This window comes from Kocuria rhizosphaericola (assembly GCF_044462205.1).
Classification (GTDB): domain Bacteria; phylum Actinomycetota; class Actinomycetes; order Actinomycetales; family Micrococcaceae; genus Kocuria; species Kocuria rhizosphaericola.
Map to the genome: position 1 here is coordinate 1 of NZ_JBISWK010000052.1, position 15,012 is coordinate 15,012.

A 15,012-nucleotide genomic window follows, 5' to 3' on the forward strand; every position below is an offset into this window, starting at 1 on the left:
CGACGCCGGTGGGCGCGGTTCAGGGCTGGGCGAACCAGCCGGTCACGGCCGGGGCGGTGTTCTGGTAGACGTGCTTGAGCTCCTGGTACTCGCCCAGACCGGTGGGGCCGAGCTCGCGGCCGATGCCGGACTGCTTCATGCCGCCCCACTCCGCCTGCGGCAGGTACGGGTGGTAGTCGTTGATCCAGATCGTGCCGTGGCGCAGGCGGGCGGCCACCCGCTGGGCGCGGCCGGCGTCGGAGGTCCACACCGCCCCGGCCAGGCCGTAGACGGTGTCGTTGGCGATCTCCACGGCCTCGTCCTCGGTGCGGAAGGTCTCGACCGTGACGGTGGGGCCGAAGGCCTCGTCGTGCACGCAGTCCATCTCACGGGTGCAGCGGTCGATGACCGTGGGCGGGTAGAAGAAGCCCTTCCCGAGATCCAGCTGCCCGTCGGCGGACGGACCGGTGACGAACTCGCCGCCGCAGCGGATCCGGGCGCCCTGCTGCCGAGCGCACTCCACGTAGGCGTGCACCTTCTCCCGCTGGGCCGCAGAGATCAGCGCGCCGGTCTCGGCCTGCTCGTCGAACGGGCCGCCCAGACGGATCCGCTCGGCGCGGCGGACGAGCTCGTCGACGAAGCGCTCGGCGACCGACTCCTCGACCACCAGCCGCGCCCCGGCGGAGCAGACCTGCCCCGAGTGCACGAAGGCGCCGTTGAGGGCGTTGTCCACGGCGGCCTCGAAGTCGGCGTCGGCGAAGACCACGTTGGGGTTCTTCCCGCCCAGCTCCAGGGCGATCTTCTTCACGGTGGGGGCCGCGGCGGCCGCGATCGCCCGGCCGGTGACCACGCCGCCGGTGAAGGAGACGAGGTCGACGTCGGGGGAGGAGGACAGCGGCGCGCCGGCCTCGGCGCCCGCGCCGAGCACGAGGTTGGCCACGCCGTCGGGCAGGCCGGCCTCCTGGAGCACGTCCATCATGAGCACCGCCGTGTGCGGGGTGAGCTCGGCGGGCTTGAGCACGAAGGTGCAGCCGGCCGCGATCGCCGGGGCGATCTTCCAGGCCGCCTGCAGCAGCGGGTAGTTCCAGGGCGTGATCATCCCGCACACGCCCACGGGCTCGGTGACGACCTTCGAGACCACGGCCGGGTCCCCGGCGTCGACGACGCGACCGGCCTGCTCGGCGGCGATCTTGCCGAAGTACGTGAAGCACGCGGCGATGTCGTCCATGTCGATCTCGGACTCCACCAGGCGCTTGCCGGTGTCCAGGGACTCGGCGCGGGCGAACTCGTCCTTGCGCTCGCGCAGCCGGGCGGCGACCCGCAGCAGCAGGTCACCGCGCTGCGGGCCGGGCACGGAGGACCAGCGGCCGTCGTCGAAGGCGCGGCGGGCCGCGGCGATCGCCCGCTCGGTGTCCTCCGCGGTGGCCTCGGCCACGGTGCCGACCTCGGTGCCGTCGGCAGGGCAGACGATGGTGCGGGTGCCGCCCTGGGCGGCCGCCTGCCACTGTCCGTCGATGAAGAGGGTGGTGCTCACGGGTTCGTCTCCTTCGCCGCGGGGATCTGCCCCGTCGGCACGTCGTGGATGTCGGTGGACCAGTCGGGGTGGCCCTGCTCGCCGTCCTGGATGACGGACGGGCCGGTGTGGATGCTCAGGAAGGCCAGGTGCGCCTCCCAGCTGTCGAGGACGTCGTTGATGACCTGCTCGTGGCTCCAGTCCATGACGTCGGTGCCCTGGGAGCCGGTCTCGTTGAAGACCTCGAGGCGGTAGTAGAGGTCCGAGTCGGGGTTGGTGCGGAACCCGCCGAAGGCCGGCACCGGTGTGGCCACCGGGTAGATCTGGTAGCAGAAGTCCCGGTCCTCGCCCATGCGCACGGTCAGCGTGTGCTCGGACAGGTCCTGGTACCCGACCACCGAGCTGGTGAGCTCCGCGTCACGTCCATGGGCCCGGAACTCCTCCACGACCTCCGAGAGGGCGGGGACGAGCACCTGCTCCTCGTAGCGGAGCACGGCCTTCGGGCCAGGGAACGAGCCGGTCCGGGAGAGCCGCCTGCGCCAGTGGCTGTCCGGGCCGGGGATGCGGGAGGCGGCCGCGGAGCGGCGGGTGGAGCTGCGTCCCTCACGCTGGGAGCGCTCGGCCCGCAGGGCCTTCCAGAACCCGATCATGATCAGGTACATCACGATCGAGAAGGGCAGGCCGATGATCAGCGTGGCGGCCTGCAGGGTCGGCACCCCGCCCACGAGCAGCATGGCCAGGGTCAGCAGCCCGGTGGCGGCGGCCCAGAAGACGCGCAGCCACTTGGGCCCGTCCTGGGTGGGGTCCTGGATGGTCGAGGTGAACGTGGACATCACCAGGGCGCCGGAGTCGGCGCTGGTGACGTAGAACAGTAGCCCGGCCAGCGAGGCGAGGCCGATGAGCAGCGGAGCGCCCGGGTACTGCTCGAGCAGGGAGTAGAACGCCCGCTCGGGGGTGTTCATGGCGACCTCGCCGAACGCGTCGTCGCCGCCCGTGACGATCGCCAGGGCGCTGTTGCCGAAGACCGAGACCAGGATGAGGATGAACACGAACGGCACGGTCAGGGTCGCGATCACGAACTCGCGCAGGGTGCGGCCGCGGGAGATGCGCGCCAGGAACAGCCCGACGAACGGCGCCCAGGCGATCCACCAGGCCCAGAAGAACAGGGTCCACCCCGCCATCCACTCCGCCGCACCGGTGTAGGCGAACGTGTCCAGGGTCATCCCGGGCAGGGCGGCCACGTAGTCGCCGAGGTTCTGCACCGTGGCGTCGAGCAGGAACGAGGTCCTGCCGGCGACGAGCACCCAGACGATCAGCGCCACGGCCATCAGGACGTTGAGCTCGGAGAGCCGGCGGATGCCCTTGTCCACGCCCGAGACGCACGAGGCGGTGGCCATCACCACGGCGACGACGATCAGCCCGATCTGCGCGGCGGTGCCCTCCTCGATACCGAACAGCAGGTACAGACCGTAGTTGAGCTGCACCACGCCGATGCCCAGCGAGGTGGCCACGCCGAAGATCGTGCCCAGCAGCGCCGCGATGTCCACGGCGTCCCCCATGCGTCCCTGCACGCGCTTGCCGATCAGCGGGTAGAGGGCCGAGCGGATGCTCAGGGGCATGTTCCACCGATAGGCGAAGTAGCCGAAGGCCATGCCCATCAGGGCGTACATCGCCCAGCCGGTGACGCCGTAGTGGAACAGCGTCCACACCACGGCCAGGCGGGTGGCCTCGGCGGTCGCGCCCTCGCCCGTGGGCGGGCCGTAGTACTGGGTCACCGGCTCTGCGACGGAGAAGAAGAGCAGGTCGATGCCGATGCCGGCGGCGAAGAGCATCGCCGTCCAGGTGAACAGGTTGTACTGCGGCTTCGAGTGGTCGGGACCCATCTTGATGGTCCCCTCGCGGGAGAAGGCCACGACCAGGACGAAGACCGTCACCACGGTGGCGGTCAGGACGTAGAACCAGCCCATGTTGGTGGCGATCCAGCCCACCACGGCGCTGATCACGGTGGAGGCCTGGTCGGGCGCGAGGATCGCCCACAGGGAGAACAGGACGATGGTGACGCCCGAACCGGCGAACACCACCCGGTTCACGGTCGGCCGGGGGCGGTGGGCGCCGGTGGGGGCTCCCCTTGTGGACGTGCTGTCCTGCACGGCAGTGGTCATGGGGCAAATCCTTCTGTGGAGAGTGGTCCAGGGCGGGTGCACCCGGTGACCGGACCTGAACGGACCGGGCGGGGCGGGACGTCGTCGTCCTGTGGCGGGCCGGTGTGGTGCTGGACACCACATCGGCCGTGCGCAACATCGTGACACCTTCCTTCCGGTTGGTAAAGTATTTTTTCATGAGCACTTCCTCCCGTGAGCGGATTCTCGACGGCGCCCTCCAGCTGATCCGGAGCGGTGGCACGATCTCGCTCGCGTCGGCCGCACGGCAAGCGGGCCTGACCAAGCCGGGAGTGATGTACCACTTCCCCACCAAGGAAGCGCTGATGCTCGCCCTGGTGGACCGGGTGATGGACGGCTGGGACGCGCAGATGTCCCGCCGCCTCTCCGCCCCGCCGGAGCAGGTGCCGGCCGACGAGCGTCTGCGCGCCTACCTGGACTGGTGCCTCTCGGGCGAGGTCGACGAGACGGACCTGGTGATGCTCACGGACCAGCGGCTGCGCGCGACGCTCAAGGAGCGCTGGGTCGCGCGGGTGGCACCGTGGGTGGACCTGCCCGTGGACCTGCCCGCCGAGCGCCGGAGCCGGCTGCTGGCCGTGCGGCTGCTCGCCGACGGCGTGTGGTTCGCCGATGCCGCCGGCGTCTTCGCCCCTGACCTCGAGGAGCGGGCGCGGCTCCGGGCGGTCGCCGACGCCCTGCTGGCGGACTGAGCCGCGACCCGGTGGCGGCTGCTGGTCGAGCTCGGTGGCGTGCCGGCCTGAGTGGCTCCGGGCGGTGGGTTCGGAGTGCGCCCGCACCGCGCGGGGTCCTCGGGCGATGTCCGCGGTGCCCCGGCACCACCCGGGTGGTGCGGTCCCGGAACTCGTGTACAGTGGTTCGCAGTTGTTGAGGTTCGTTTTTGTCTTTCAAGCAGTTCGGCCCACTCGGGTGCAGCAGTTTTTCTGAGAAGACGTTTTCCATGCATCACAACTGTTTTGTTTCTCGAACGTCGGGAAACGTTCATCTCATGAAGGATCAGGTCTCCCATGACTACCGGCATCGTCAAGTGGTTCAACGCTGACAAGGGCTTCGGCTTCATCACCCCCGAGGACGGCTCCAAGGACGTCTTCGCCCACTTCTCCGCGATCAACTCGAACGGCTTCCGCTCGCTGAACGAGAACGACCGCGTCGAGTTCGAGACCCAGGACGGCCCCAAGGGCCCCCAGGCCGCGAACATCAACGTCATCTCCTAAGGATCCTGCTCGGGCCCCGGCCCGCAGATCCTCCAGAACCGTCGTCGGGCTCCGCCCGGCGGCGGTTCTGTCGTCGTGCCCCACGGGGGGCGTCTCACGGGGCAGAATCACTGGGAGAGAAGCGCGGGCGAGACGCGCCGCAGCAGAGCCCCGGGAGGAAGCACCGTGAGCGTTCCCGATCCGCGCCCCGCGGCGGCGGAGCCGGAGGACCCCTTCGTGGTCAACCGGATTCCCGACGCCGAGCTGGAGGTCACCGTGCCCTTCGAGCTCGAGGCCTCCGAGTGGGAGTTCGACGGCTCCGCCGACGAGGCCGGCGGCTGGGGCTCCGCGGGGGACTACGGTCTTGAGTGAGCGCCGTGCGGACCCCTCCGCACGCCTGCTCGTCCGTGTACCTGCACTCGTGCATCCACCGCGCCCGGCCACGACGGAGGCCGCAGCCCGATGGGCTGCGGCCTCCGTCGTGTCCTGCCCGCAGGCTACGCCGACAGCGGGAGGGACGAGGGGTGGAGCTTGAAGAACGGGTGCCGTCCGGTGGCCGCGAGGGCTCCGGGGACGAGGAGCTGGCGGTACTTGGCGCACCATTGCGCGGTTCCCTCCGCGTGCTCCGCCGCGGCGGCGAGGTCGTCGGCCTCAGGGCTCAGGTACTCCTGCACGTCCCCGTCGGTCGACGTGAGCCGGACGAGGTGCAGATCGGGGAGGGCGGTGACGGTCACGTCGATCCACTCCTCGCGCTGGTCGGTGGTGATGGCTGTTCTTTCTTCGGACATGGTCATGTTTTCTCCTGACGTTCTTGCAGGCATCCGATGGCGTTGCCCGCCGCTTCGTCATCCGATCCACCCGGGAACATCGGGTTGGCGCGCAGCGGGTCGGAGCCTCTCCACGGGCTCGTCGGGGATCGTCGATCTCCGGTCGAGCACGTGGACGCCGCATCTCGAGAAGCAGATCCAGGCTACCCCGGAGCTCCGACACCTCGACAAGCGAGTCGTGAGTTGTGTCACTGAAACGTAATGCTCGGGCTCGTCGTCGGCGCCGTCCCCGGTGTTCCGAGCCCATTCCAGCGGAGGGATGTGTCGCCGAGGTGTCGCAGCGGTGACGTCCCGGGGAAGACCGGCGCACAGGTGGGCGGCGCGGGATGCCGCCGGGGCGGAGCTCGCCGATGTGGTTCAATGGAGACAGCTTCAAGAGACCCGGTCGGCAAGCTCCGACTTGACCGGGCACCAACCCCATGTTCACGGGTGGTTCGGATGACGAAGCGGCTCGCATCACCGCCGCGGCGGTACCCGGTGCGAGCAAGAGCGCCCGAAGGATCCCCGGTCATGTCCGACCCCCGCACCCCTGCCCCCTCCGCCCGTGCCGGAGCGTTCTCCGAGACCGCCCCGGGCGTCCCAGCCGGAAGGGACCCGGTCCCGAGCGACCCGGCCCGGAGCGTCCCGCCCATCAGCGTCTCCGCCATGAGCCTCGAGGACTACGCCCGTGCCGTGCAGGCCCGCACCGAGTTCGTGGACTTCCTGCTGGCTCCGGCCCGCGGGGAGCTCGCCGCCGCGGCCTGAGGTCCCGCGCCGTGGACCTGCTCCTGGACCGTTCCGTGCTGCTGGGGGTGCGCACCCCGGAGCGCTGCCCCGGGCTGGCCGAAGCCCTGCGCCGGCACGGCCACCGGCGGCTGTTCCTGCCGGCCACGGTGCTCGGCGAGCTGCTCGCCGAGCGGCCCGACGAGACGCTGTGGGTGGAGCAGCTCGAGCTGCGCTTCCCGGGCCGGGTGCTCCCGGTGGACGCCGCCGTGGCCCGGGCGTGGGGCTCGCTGGGCGCGACGGTGGCCGCCGACCCGCTCGCCGGGCTCACCGCCGCCACGGCCCAGGTGCACGGGCTGACCGTGCTGACCGTGGAGCCGGGGCGGTACGCCGGCACCGGGGCGTCCGTGCTGGACGCGGCCCCCGCCCGGCGGTAGCCCTCAGCCGGCGCGGCGGTGGCGCGGGCCGCGCCCCCGCACCGAGAGCTCCACGGCGTGCTCGTAGTGCTCGAGCAGCTGTCCGACCAGGACGTCCCACGTCCGGCCCTGGACCGCCGCGTGCGCGGCGGCGCCGAACGCGGCCCGCTTCGCCTCGTCGCCCAGGAGGTCGACCACGTGCCCGCGGAGCGCACCGAGGTCGCCCGGGGGGTAGAGCCAGCCGGTGCGGGACCGGTCCACGAGGTCGAGCGGCCCGCCCCGACCGGTCGCGACGACCGGCACCCCGGAGGCCATGGCCTCCTGGATCGTCTGGCAGAACGTCTCGAACTCGCCGGGATGGACGAACACGTCGAAGGACGCCATGATGCGCGCGAGGTCGGCGCCGCTGCGCCGCCCGGTGAAGTGGGCCTGCGGGAGCCGGCGGCGCAGGGCGTCCTCCTCCGGCCCCGAGCCCACGACCACGAGCCGCGTGCCGGGCAGGTCCGCGACCGCGGCGAGGTCCTCGACCTGCTTCTCCGGCGCGATCCGGCCCACGTAGCCGACGATCCGCCGGCCGCCGCCGACCTCCTCCCGCCACTGCTCGTCCCGGTGCCGGGGGCAGAAGCGGGTGGTGTCCACCCCGCGCCGCCACAGGTGCACGTCGTGGACGCCGTGCTCGGTGAGCTGCCGGACCGCCGAGGTGGACGGCGCGAGCGTGAGCGTGGCGAGGTTGTGCATGGAGCGCACGTGCCCCCACAGGAGATGCTCGAGGAACGGCGCCCCGTACTTGGCCGCGTATCCGGGCACGTCCGTCTGGTAGACCGCCACGCACGGCACCCCGAGCTGCTGGGCCGCCAGGATCGCCCGGCGGCCCAGCACGAACGGGGAGGCCACGTGGACCACGTCCGGCCGGAAGCGCGCCAGCTGCCGGCGCACCCGCGCCACGGTCCCCCCGGCTACGCGCACGGCCGGGTAGCCGGTGAGGGGAACGGCGGGCAGCCGGTGCACCGGCACCCCGTCGAGGTCCTCGACGACGTCCTCCACGAGGCGCCCGAGCGGCGCGGGGTCGTAGGAGGGTGCCAGGACGGCGACGTCGTGCCCCCCGGCGACCAGCTGCTCGACGACCCGGAGCACCGAGTGGGTGACTCCGTTCAGGTGGGGGAGGAACTGCTCGGCGACCACGGCGACTCTCATGTGCGCGAGCCTGCCCGGGGCGGGCGACCGGACGGGAAGCGGCACGTGGCCCGCCGGTGAAGGCGCCGTGAAGCCTCTGCCGGGGCGCCGCGCGGGCGTGGGAGGATGGGCGGTGATGAACTCCCATGGCTCTTCCTCCCCCGCAGCACGCCCCGACCGCCGTGGCGTGCCGATGCCGCTGTGGCTGCAGGGCGTGCTGGAACTCGGCTCCGTGGCCGTGGTGTCCTACCTGCTGGTCCTGCTGACCGTCCTCATGGTGTGGCTCGCCGACGGCTTCGACACCCTCGGCCTGATCGGCGGGTTCGTGCTCTCCGGCCACGTGTGGCTGCTCGCCCACCTCACGCCCCTCCAGGTGGCCCTGGACCCGGGGGCGGGACTGCCCGCGACCACCGGGACGCTCAACCTCGTCCCGCTGGGACTGACCCTCGTGCCGTTCGCGCTCGCGTGGCAGGCCGGGAGGCGGCTGGCGCGCGCCTGCTGGGAGGGTCAGTTCTGGCAGCCGTACCTCAGCGGCCTCGCCGCCTACTGCGCGTTCGGCGCGGCGGCCGCGCTGCTGTTCAGCGGCGGGCCGGTCTCGGCGAGCCCGGTGGCCGCGGCCGTCTTCCCGCTCGTTCCCGTGGCCCTGGGCGCGTTCGTGGGCGCGTACCGGGCCTCCCGGTCGCTGCCGGGGCTGATCGGCGTCAACGCCGCCGCGTGGGTCGAGCGCACGAGCCAGTACTCCCGCTGGGCCGGGTCCTACGTGTGGGCCGTGCTGCGCGCCGGGTTCGTCGCGGCCGTCGCCGGGGTCGGCGCCGGGGCGGCCCTGCTCGCCGCCGCCCTGTTCTGGAACTGGAACGACGTGGTGGGCGTCTACCAGCGGCTCGGCACCGGCGTGCCGGGGGACACCGCGCTGACGGGGCTCCAGCTCGGCTACCTGCCCAACCTCGCCGTCTACGCCCTGGCCTGGGCCACGGGCGCGGGCTTCGACCTGGGCTCCGGCACCCACGTCTCCCCGCTGGGCACCGACGCCGGGCCCGTGCCGATGCTCCCGGCGCTCGCCGCGCTGCCGCCCGCGGAGCTGCCGGCGTGGGCGCTCGTGGTGGTCGTGCTGCCGGTCCTGGCCGGTGTCCTCGCCGGCTGGTGGTTCCTGCGCGAGGGGGAGAACCACCTGGACGACTGGATGGCGCTCCGGCTGCCCGCCCGCTGGATCACGTTCCCGCTCTCGACCCTGCTGACCGGGCTCTTCGTGGGCGCGGTCGCGGGCGTGCTGGTGATGCTGCTGAGCTGGCTGGCGCACGGCTCGCTGGGGCTCGGCCGGCTCACGGACGTGGGGCCCGACGGTCCGGCCGTCCTGCTGCTGTTCGGCGCCGAGGTGGCCGTGGGCACGGCGGTCGGCTGCGTCGTGGGACCGTGGCTCGAGCACGAGCCGTCGTTCGCGCCGCCCCGCGGTGCGGAGGACGGCGGGGACGGGACGCCTGCCGGCCGGCGCGAGGCGCGGCGGCGGCGCCGGGAGGAGGCCGCGGCGCGGCGCGCGATGCGCTCGGCGGGCCGGCGGAGCCCGCAGACCGCGGGCGGGGCCGGACGGAACGGGGACGACCGGGACGAGGTCGACCGGGACGGGGCCGATCGGGACGAGGTCGACCGGGACGGGGCCGATCAGCACGGGACCGACGGGGAGCGTGCCGAGGACCGGCGTGCCGACGCGGGCCCGTGGGCGGCTCAGGAGCGGGCCGTGGCGGGGTCCCGGTCCGCGGAGGCCTTCGACGTGGACGCGGTCGAGACGCCGGCGGCGGCGTCCGACGCCGGTGCGTCCGGTTCGCCGGAGAGATAGCTCCAGATCCCGTCCTCGAGCTCCTGCTGGCACTGCGCCTGCCCGGAGAGCGTGAGGGTGCCCGCGACGCACTCCTGGTAGGCCTCGGCCACCGGCCACAGGGCCAGACGGGCCCCGCCGGTGAGCAGGCTCAGCGTGCCCAGCACGATCGCGGCGACCGCGCTCAGCACCAGCAGCAGGCGCTTGTCCGAGCCGCGGGAGCGCACGAGGGCCGCGATGCCCAGCCCGATCCCGACGGCCGCCAGCACGACCCCGGCCACGGTCGGCCACAGGCCGGCACCGACGAGCACCAGGGCGACCGCCGCGCACACCAGTGCGCCTCCTGCCGTGCGGGTCGCTGCGGCGCGTCGTGCGTCCGCGGGGGCTGCCTCGGGGCTCGGGCGGGGAGGGGTCATGCCCTTCACTCTAGGGCACCCCGGGCACCGGTCCCCGCCCGCCCGACTAGACTCGACGGCATGCGCATCGTCGTCATGGTCTCCGGCTCCGGCACCAATCTGCAGGCGGTCCTCGACGCCGTCCGGGACGGCCGGATCGACGTCGAGATCGCCGCCGTGGGCGCCGACAAGCCCTGCGCGGGGCTGGAGCGGGCGCGGCAGGCCGGGGTCGAGACGTTCCTCGTGCGGCCCGGCGACCACCCGGACCGGACGCGGTGGAACCGTGCCCTGCAGGAGGCGGTGGCCGCCCGGGAGCCCGACCGGATCGTCTTCGCGGGGTTCATGCGGATCGTGGACGCCGAGTTCGTCGAGGCGTTCGCCGGGCGCATCATCAACACCCACCCCTCCTTGCTGCCGTCCTTCCCGGGGGCGCACGCCGTGCGGGACGCCCTCGCGCACGGCGTGAAGGTCACCGGCGTCACCGTCCACGAGGTCGTCGCCGACGTCGACGCCGGCCCGATCCTGGCGCAGGCGGCGGTGCCCGTGGAGGACGGGGACACCGAGGCGCAGCTGCACGAGCGGATCAAGGCCGCCGAGCGCGAGCTGCTGGTGCGGACGCTCGGCGCGACGGCCCGGCGAGGTGCTCTGCACGACGCCCGGTGAGCGGGCCGGGCGGGGGTCCGTAAAATGGTTCCCGGCGGATCCCGCCGGCAACCACGACCTCGAACGCTTGGAGAACCTGTGAGCCCCACCCAGCTTGACCGCGTGCCCATCAAGAGGGCGCTGGTGTCCGTCTACGACAAGACCGGGCTGGAGGGTCTCGCCACGGGCCTGCACCGGGCCGGCGTCGCGATCGTCTCCACCGGATCGACCGCCCAGCGCATCGCCGCCCTCGGCGTGCCGGTGACGGAGGTCGCGGACGTCACCGGGTTCCAGGAGTGCCTGGAGGGGCGGGTCAAGACCCTGCACCCGCGGGTGCACGCGGGCATCCTCGCGGACCGCCGGAAGCAGGACCACATGGACCAGCTCGCGCAGCTGGAGATCGAGCCGTTCGACCTCGTGGTCGTGAACCTCTACCCCTTCGTGGACACCGTGCGCTCCGGGGCGGGCCAGGACGAGGTCGTCGAGCAGATCGACATCGGCGGTCCCTCCATGGTGCGGGCCGCCGCGAAGAACCACGCGGCCGTGTCCGTGGTCGTGGACCCGGCCGGCTACGAGGCGGTCGTCGAGGCCGCGGCCTCGGGCGGTTTCGACCTGCGGGCGCGCCGCCGGCTGGCCGCCGCGGCGTTCGCGCACACCGCCGCCTACGACACCGCGGTGGCGACCTGGACGGCCCAGCAGTTCGAACAGGACGAGGACGCCAACTTCTGGCCTCCCTACGCCGGCCTGGCCCTGCAGCGCTCGGCCTCCCTGCGCTACGGCGAGAACCCGCACCAGAAGGGGGCGCTGTACGTCGACGAGGCCGCGACCCCCGGGATCGCCCAGGCCGACCAGCTGCACGGCAAGGAGATGTCCTACAACAACTACGTGGACGCCGACGCCGCCCTGCGCGCCGCCTACGACTTCGACGAGCCCGCCGTGGCGGTCGTCAAGCACAACAACCCGTGCGGGCTCGCGGTGGCCACGCCCGGCGCCGAGGACGCGATCGCGGACGCCCACCGCAAGGCCCACGCGTGCGACCCGCTCTCCGCCTACGGCGGGGTGATCGCCGCCAACCGGACCGTGACCCGGGCCATGGCCGAGACCGTGCAGGACATCTTCACCGAGGTCGTCGTGGCCCCCGGCTTCGAGCCCGGGGCCCTGGAGATCCTGCAGGCCAAGAAGAACATCCGCCTGCTCGAGCTGCCCGAGGGCTTCGAGCGGGACGCCCTCGAGTACCGGCAGGTCTCCGGCGGCGCGCTGCTGCAGGTCTCGGACCGGCTCGACGCCCCCGGCGACGACCCCGCCGGCTGGGCCCTCGCCGCGGGGGCGCCGGCGGACGAGCGGACGCTCGCCGACCTCGCCTTCGCGTGGAAGGCCCTGCGGGCCGTGAAGTCCAACGCCATCCTGCTCGCCGACCGCGGTGCCTCCGTGGGCATCGGCATGGGCCAGGTCAACCGCGTGGACTCCTGCAAGCTCGCGGTGGAGCGGGCCGACGCCCTGGGCGAGGACGGCGCCGAGCGCGCGCGCGGCGCCGTCGCGGCCTCGGACGCGTTCTTCCCGTTCGCGGACGGCCTGCAGGTGCTCCTGGACGCCGGCGTGCGCGCCGTGGTCCAGCCCGGCGGCTCGGTCCGGGACGAGGAGGTCGTGGCGGCGGCCGAGGCCGCCGGCGTGACGATGTACTTCACCGGGGCGCGGCACTTCTTCCACTGATCCGCACCGCGGGCCGCTCCGCACGGCGGTCCGGCGCACGGCAACGGCCGCACCCCTCGGCGGGGTGCGGCCGTTGCCGTGCGTGCCGAGCGCGCCGGTCCGCGTGCTCAGCGGGCGAGCTCAGCTCATGCGCTCAGGGAGGAGAGGACCCGGTTGAAGGTCTCCGAGGGCCGCATCACCGAGAACGTCTTGGCGTCGTCCGGGCGGTAGTAGCCGCCGATGTCGGCGGGCCGGCCCTGGACGGAGAGCAGCTCCTCGTTGATGGCGTCCTCGTTGTCGGCCAGCTGCTCCGCGACGGAGGCGAAGGCCTGGGCCAGCTCGGTGTCCTCGTCCTGGCGCGCCAGCTCCTGGGCCCAGTAGAGGGCCAGGTAGAAGTGGCTGCCGCGGTTGTCGATCTCGCCGGCCTTCCGGCTCGGGGACCTGTTCTCCTCCAGGAACGTGCCCGTGGCCCGGTCCAGGGTCTCGCCGAGGATCCGGGCGCGGGCGTTGTCGGCCGTGGACGCCAGGTGGTCGAGGCTCGCGGCCAGGGCGAGGAACTCGCCGAGGCTGTCCCAGCGCAGGTGGTTCTCCTCGACCAGCTGCTGGACGTGCTTCGGCGCGGACCCGCCGGCGCCGGTCTCGAACAGCCCGCCGCCGTTGATGAGCGGGACCACCGAGAGCATCTTCGCGGAGGTGCCCAGCTCCAGGATCGGGAACAGGTCCGTCAGGTAGTCGCGCAGCACGTTGCCGGTGACCGAGATGGTGTCCTCGCCGCGGCGGATCCGCTCGATCGAGAACGCGGTGGCCTCCTCGGGGGACATGATCTCGATCTGCAGACCCTCGGTGTCGTGCTCGCTCAGGTACTCCTCGACCTTGGCGACGAGGTTGGTGTCGTGGGCGCGGGTGCGGTCCAGCCAGAACACGGCCGGTGTCGAGGAGGCCCGGGCGCGGGTCACGGCGAGCTTGACCCAGTCCCGGATCGCGACGTCCTTCGTCTGGCACGCGCGCCAGATGTCGCCGGGGGAGACCTCGTGCTCGATGAGCACGGTCCCGGAGGAGTCGACGACCTCGACGGTGCCCTTCGAGGGGATCTCGAAGGTCTTGTCGTGGGAGCCGTACTCCTCCGCCTTCATCGCCATGAGGCCCACGTTCGGCACCGAGCCCATGGTCGTGGGGTCGAACGCGCCGTTGGCGCGGCAGTCGTCGACGACCACCTGGTAGATCCCGGCGTAGGAGCTGTCCGGCAGCACCGCGAGGGTGTCGGCCTCCTCGCCCTCGGGGCCCCACATGTGCCCGGAGGTGCGGATCATGGCCGGCATCGACGCGTCGACGATGACGTCGGAGGGCACGTGCAGGTTCGTGATGCCCTTGTCGGAGTTCACCATGGCGAGCTTCGGGCCCTCGGCGAGACCCTTGTCGATCGCGGCACGCACGTCGTCGCGCACTTCGGCCGGCAGGGCGTCGAGGCCGTTGAGGATCGCGGCGAGCCCGTTGTCGGAGGACAGGCCGGCCTCCTCCAGGGCGGCGCCGTGGGTGGCGAAGAGCTCCGGGAAGAAGGCCTCGATCACGTGGCCGAAGATGATGGGGTCGGAGACCTTCATCATGGTGGCCTTCAGGTGCACCGAGAACAGGACGTCCTCCCGCTTGGCGCGCTCGACCTGCTCCGCGAGGAACGCGTCCAGGGCGGCGGCCCGCATCACGGTGCCGTCGACGACCTCGCCGGCCAGCACGGGGATGGACTCCTTGAGCACCGTGGTGCTGCCGTCCTCGCCGACCAGCCGGACCGTCAGGACGTCGTCGTCCCCCATGACCACGGACTTCTCGTTGTCCCGGAAGTCGTCGGCGGCCATCGTGGCGACGTTGGTCTTCGACTCGGCGGTCCACTCGCCCATGCGGTGCGGGTTCTTGCGGGCGTAGCTCTTCACGGAGGCGGGGGCGCGGCGGTCCGAGTTGCCCTCGCGCAGCACCGGGTTGACCGCGGAGCCCTTGACCTTGTCGTAGCGGGCCCGCGTCTCCTCGTCCTCCTCGGAGCGCGGCTCGTCCGGGTAGTCCGGGAGGTCGACGCCCTGCTCCTGCAGCTCCTTGACCGCGGCCTTCAGCTGCGGGACGGAGGCGGAGATGTTGGGGAGCTTGATGATGTTGGCCTCGGGCTTCTTGGCCAGCTCGCCGAGCTCCGCGAGGGCGTCGTCCACCCGCTGGTCCTCGGGCAGGCGGTCGTTGAAGGCGGCGATGATGCGGCCGGCCAGGGAGATGTCGCGGGTCTCCACCTCGACGCCGGCGGTCGAGGCGTAGGCCTCGACGATCGGCTTGAACGAGTAGGTGGCGAGCAGGGGCGCCTCGTCGGTGCGGGTGTAGATGATCTTGGCCATGTGCGGGCTGTCTCCCAGGATGTCGTCGGATCGGTGGTGTTGCTTCCTGGTGCCAAGATACCCGAGGCGGCGCCCCGCCCGCTGGCCGGCCGGAGGGCCGGGGCGGCCCGGGCAGGACGGCGGGCCC

Annotated in this window: 14 protein-coding genes and 1 riboswitch; of the genes, 8 read left to right on the top strand and 6 right to left on the bottom strand. The window is 72.6% G+C overall.

Features of this window, described 5'->3' with window-relative positions:
* Positions 1–19: 19 nt before the first annotated feature.
* A complete protein-coding gene (locus ACH9D2_RS05785; protein ID WP_396361830.1) occupies positions 20–1,513 on the bottom strand; it encodes an aldehyde dehydrogenase family protein in 1,494 nt (497 codons plus the stop codon).
* Positions 1,510–3,654, bottom strand: a complete 2,145-nt coding sequence (betT, locus tag ACH9D2_RS05790) for a choline BCCT transporter BetT (RefSeq protein ID WP_396361832.1) — start codon at positions 3,652–3,654, stop codon at positions 1,510–1,512. Before betT ends, ACH9D2_RS05785 begins: the two co-directional genes overlap by 4 nt.
* 176 nt (positions 3,655–3,830) lie before the next feature.
* Between betT and ACH9D2_RS05795 the strand changes: the two genes are divergently transcribed.
* The 3 genes from ACH9D2_RS05795 to ACH9D2_RS05805 all read left to right on the top strand — a co-directional run bounded on the left by ACH9D2_RS05795 (position 3,831) and on the right by ACH9D2_RS05805 (position 5,234).
* The gene (locus tag ACH9D2_RS05795; protein ID WP_396361833.1) at positions 3,831–4,361 is read left to right on the top strand and encodes a TetR/AcrR family transcriptional regulator; all 531 of its coding nucleotides are present in this window, start codon (positions 3,831–3,833) and stop codon (positions 4,359–4,361) included.
* Positions 4,362–4,676: 315 nt separating this feature from the next.
* Positions 4,677–4,883 carry a transcription antiterminator/RNA stability regulator CspE gene (cspE, locus tag ACH9D2_RS05800; protein WP_017832155.1) on the top strand — a complete coding sequence of 69 codons (207 nt, stop codon included), beginning with the start codon at positions 4,677–4,679 and terminating at the stop codon, positions 4,881–4,883.
* A 165-nt stretch (positions 4,884–5,048) separates the two neighbouring features.
* On the top strand, positions 5,049–5,234 hold the full coding sequence (locus tag ACH9D2_RS05805; protein ID WP_396361836.1) for a hypothetical protein: 186 nt from the start codon (positions 5,049–5,051) through the stop codon (positions 5,232–5,234).
* 125 nt (positions 5,235–5,359) lie between these two features.
* Here the strand turns inward: ACH9D2_RS05805 and ACH9D2_RS05810 are convergent, their stop codons facing one another.
* The gene (locus tag ACH9D2_RS05810; RefSeq protein WP_396361837.1) at positions 5,360–5,656 is read right to left on the bottom strand and encodes a hypothetical protein; all 297 of its coding nucleotides are present in this window, start codon (positions 5,654–5,656) and stop codon (positions 5,360–5,362) included.
* 403 nt (positions 5,657–6,059) lie between these two features.
* Positions 6,060–6,185, top strand: a riboswitch (SAM riboswitch).
* 14 nt (positions 6,186–6,199) lie between these two features.
* On the opposite strand from ACH9D2_RS05810, the gene ACH9D2_RS05815 reads away from it, so the two are divergent.
* Together ACH9D2_RS05815 and ACH9D2_RS05820 are read left to right on the top strand one after the other, a co-directional pair.
* Positions 6,200–6,433 carry a hypothetical protein gene (locus ACH9D2_RS05815; protein ID WP_396361839.1) on the top strand — a complete coding sequence of 78 codons (234 nt, stop codon included), beginning with the start codon at positions 6,200–6,202 and terminating at the stop codon, positions 6,431–6,433.
* A gap of 11 nt (positions 6,434–6,444) precedes the next feature.
* Positions 6,445–6,828: a PIN domain-containing protein gene (locus ACH9D2_RS05820; RefSeq protein ID WP_396361840.1), complete on the top strand. Its 384-nt coding sequence runs from the start codon at positions 6,445–6,447 to the stop codon at positions 6,826–6,828.
* 3 nt (positions 6,829–6,831) lie between these two features.
* Here the strand turns inward: ACH9D2_RS05820 and ACH9D2_RS05825 are convergent, their stop codons facing one another.
* The gene (locus ACH9D2_RS05825) at positions 6,832–8,001 is read right to left on the bottom strand and encodes a glycosyltransferase (RefSeq protein WP_396361842.1); all 1,170 of its coding nucleotides are present in this window, start codon (positions 7,999–8,001) and stop codon (positions 6,832–6,834) included.
* A 172-nt stretch (positions 8,002–8,173) separates the two neighbouring features.
* On the opposite strand from ACH9D2_RS05825, the gene ACH9D2_RS05830 reads away from it, so the two are divergent.
* On the top strand, positions 8,174–9,811 hold the full coding sequence (locus tag ACH9D2_RS05830; protein ID WP_396361849.1) for a cell division protein PerM: 1,638 nt from the start codon (positions 8,174–8,176) through the stop codon (positions 9,809–9,811).
* Here ACH9D2_RS05830 and ACH9D2_RS05835 read toward each other — a convergent pair.
* The gene (locus ACH9D2_RS05835) at positions 9,700–10,206 is read right to left on the bottom strand and encodes a hypothetical protein (RefSeq protein ID WP_396361844.1); all 507 of its coding nucleotides are present in this window, start codon (positions 10,204–10,206) and stop codon (positions 9,700–9,702) included. The two genes, ACH9D2_RS05830 and ACH9D2_RS05835, sit on opposite strands and share 112 nt — an antisense overlap.
* A gap of 60 nt (positions 10,207–10,266) precedes the next feature.
* On the opposite strand from ACH9D2_RS05835, the gene purN reads away from it, so the two are divergent.
* Together purN and purH are read left to right on the top strand one after the other, a co-directional pair.
* Positions 10,267–10,848 carry a phosphoribosylglycinamide formyltransferase gene (gene purN, locus ACH9D2_RS05840; RefSeq protein ID WP_396361845.1) on the top strand — a complete coding sequence of 194 codons (582 nt, stop codon included), beginning with the start codon at positions 10,267–10,269 and terminating at the stop codon, positions 10,846–10,848.
* A gap of 78 nt (positions 10,849–10,926) precedes the next feature.
* Entirely contained in the window at positions 10,927–12,537 is a 1,611-nt protein-coding gene (gene purH / locus ACH9D2_RS05845; protein WP_396361846.1) for a bifunctional phosphoribosylaminoimidazolecarboxamide formyltransferase/IMP cyclohydrolase, read from the top strand.
* 125 nt (positions 12,538–12,662) lie between these two features.
* Here purH and ACH9D2_RS05850 read toward each other — a convergent pair whose 3' ends face one another.
* On the bottom strand, positions 12,663–14,885 hold the full coding sequence (locus tag ACH9D2_RS05850) for an NADP-dependent isocitrate dehydrogenase (RefSeq protein ID WP_396361847.1): 2,223 nt from the start codon (positions 14,883–14,885) through the stop codon (positions 12,663–12,665).
* Between the last annotated feature and the right edge of the window lie 127 nt (positions 14,886–15,012).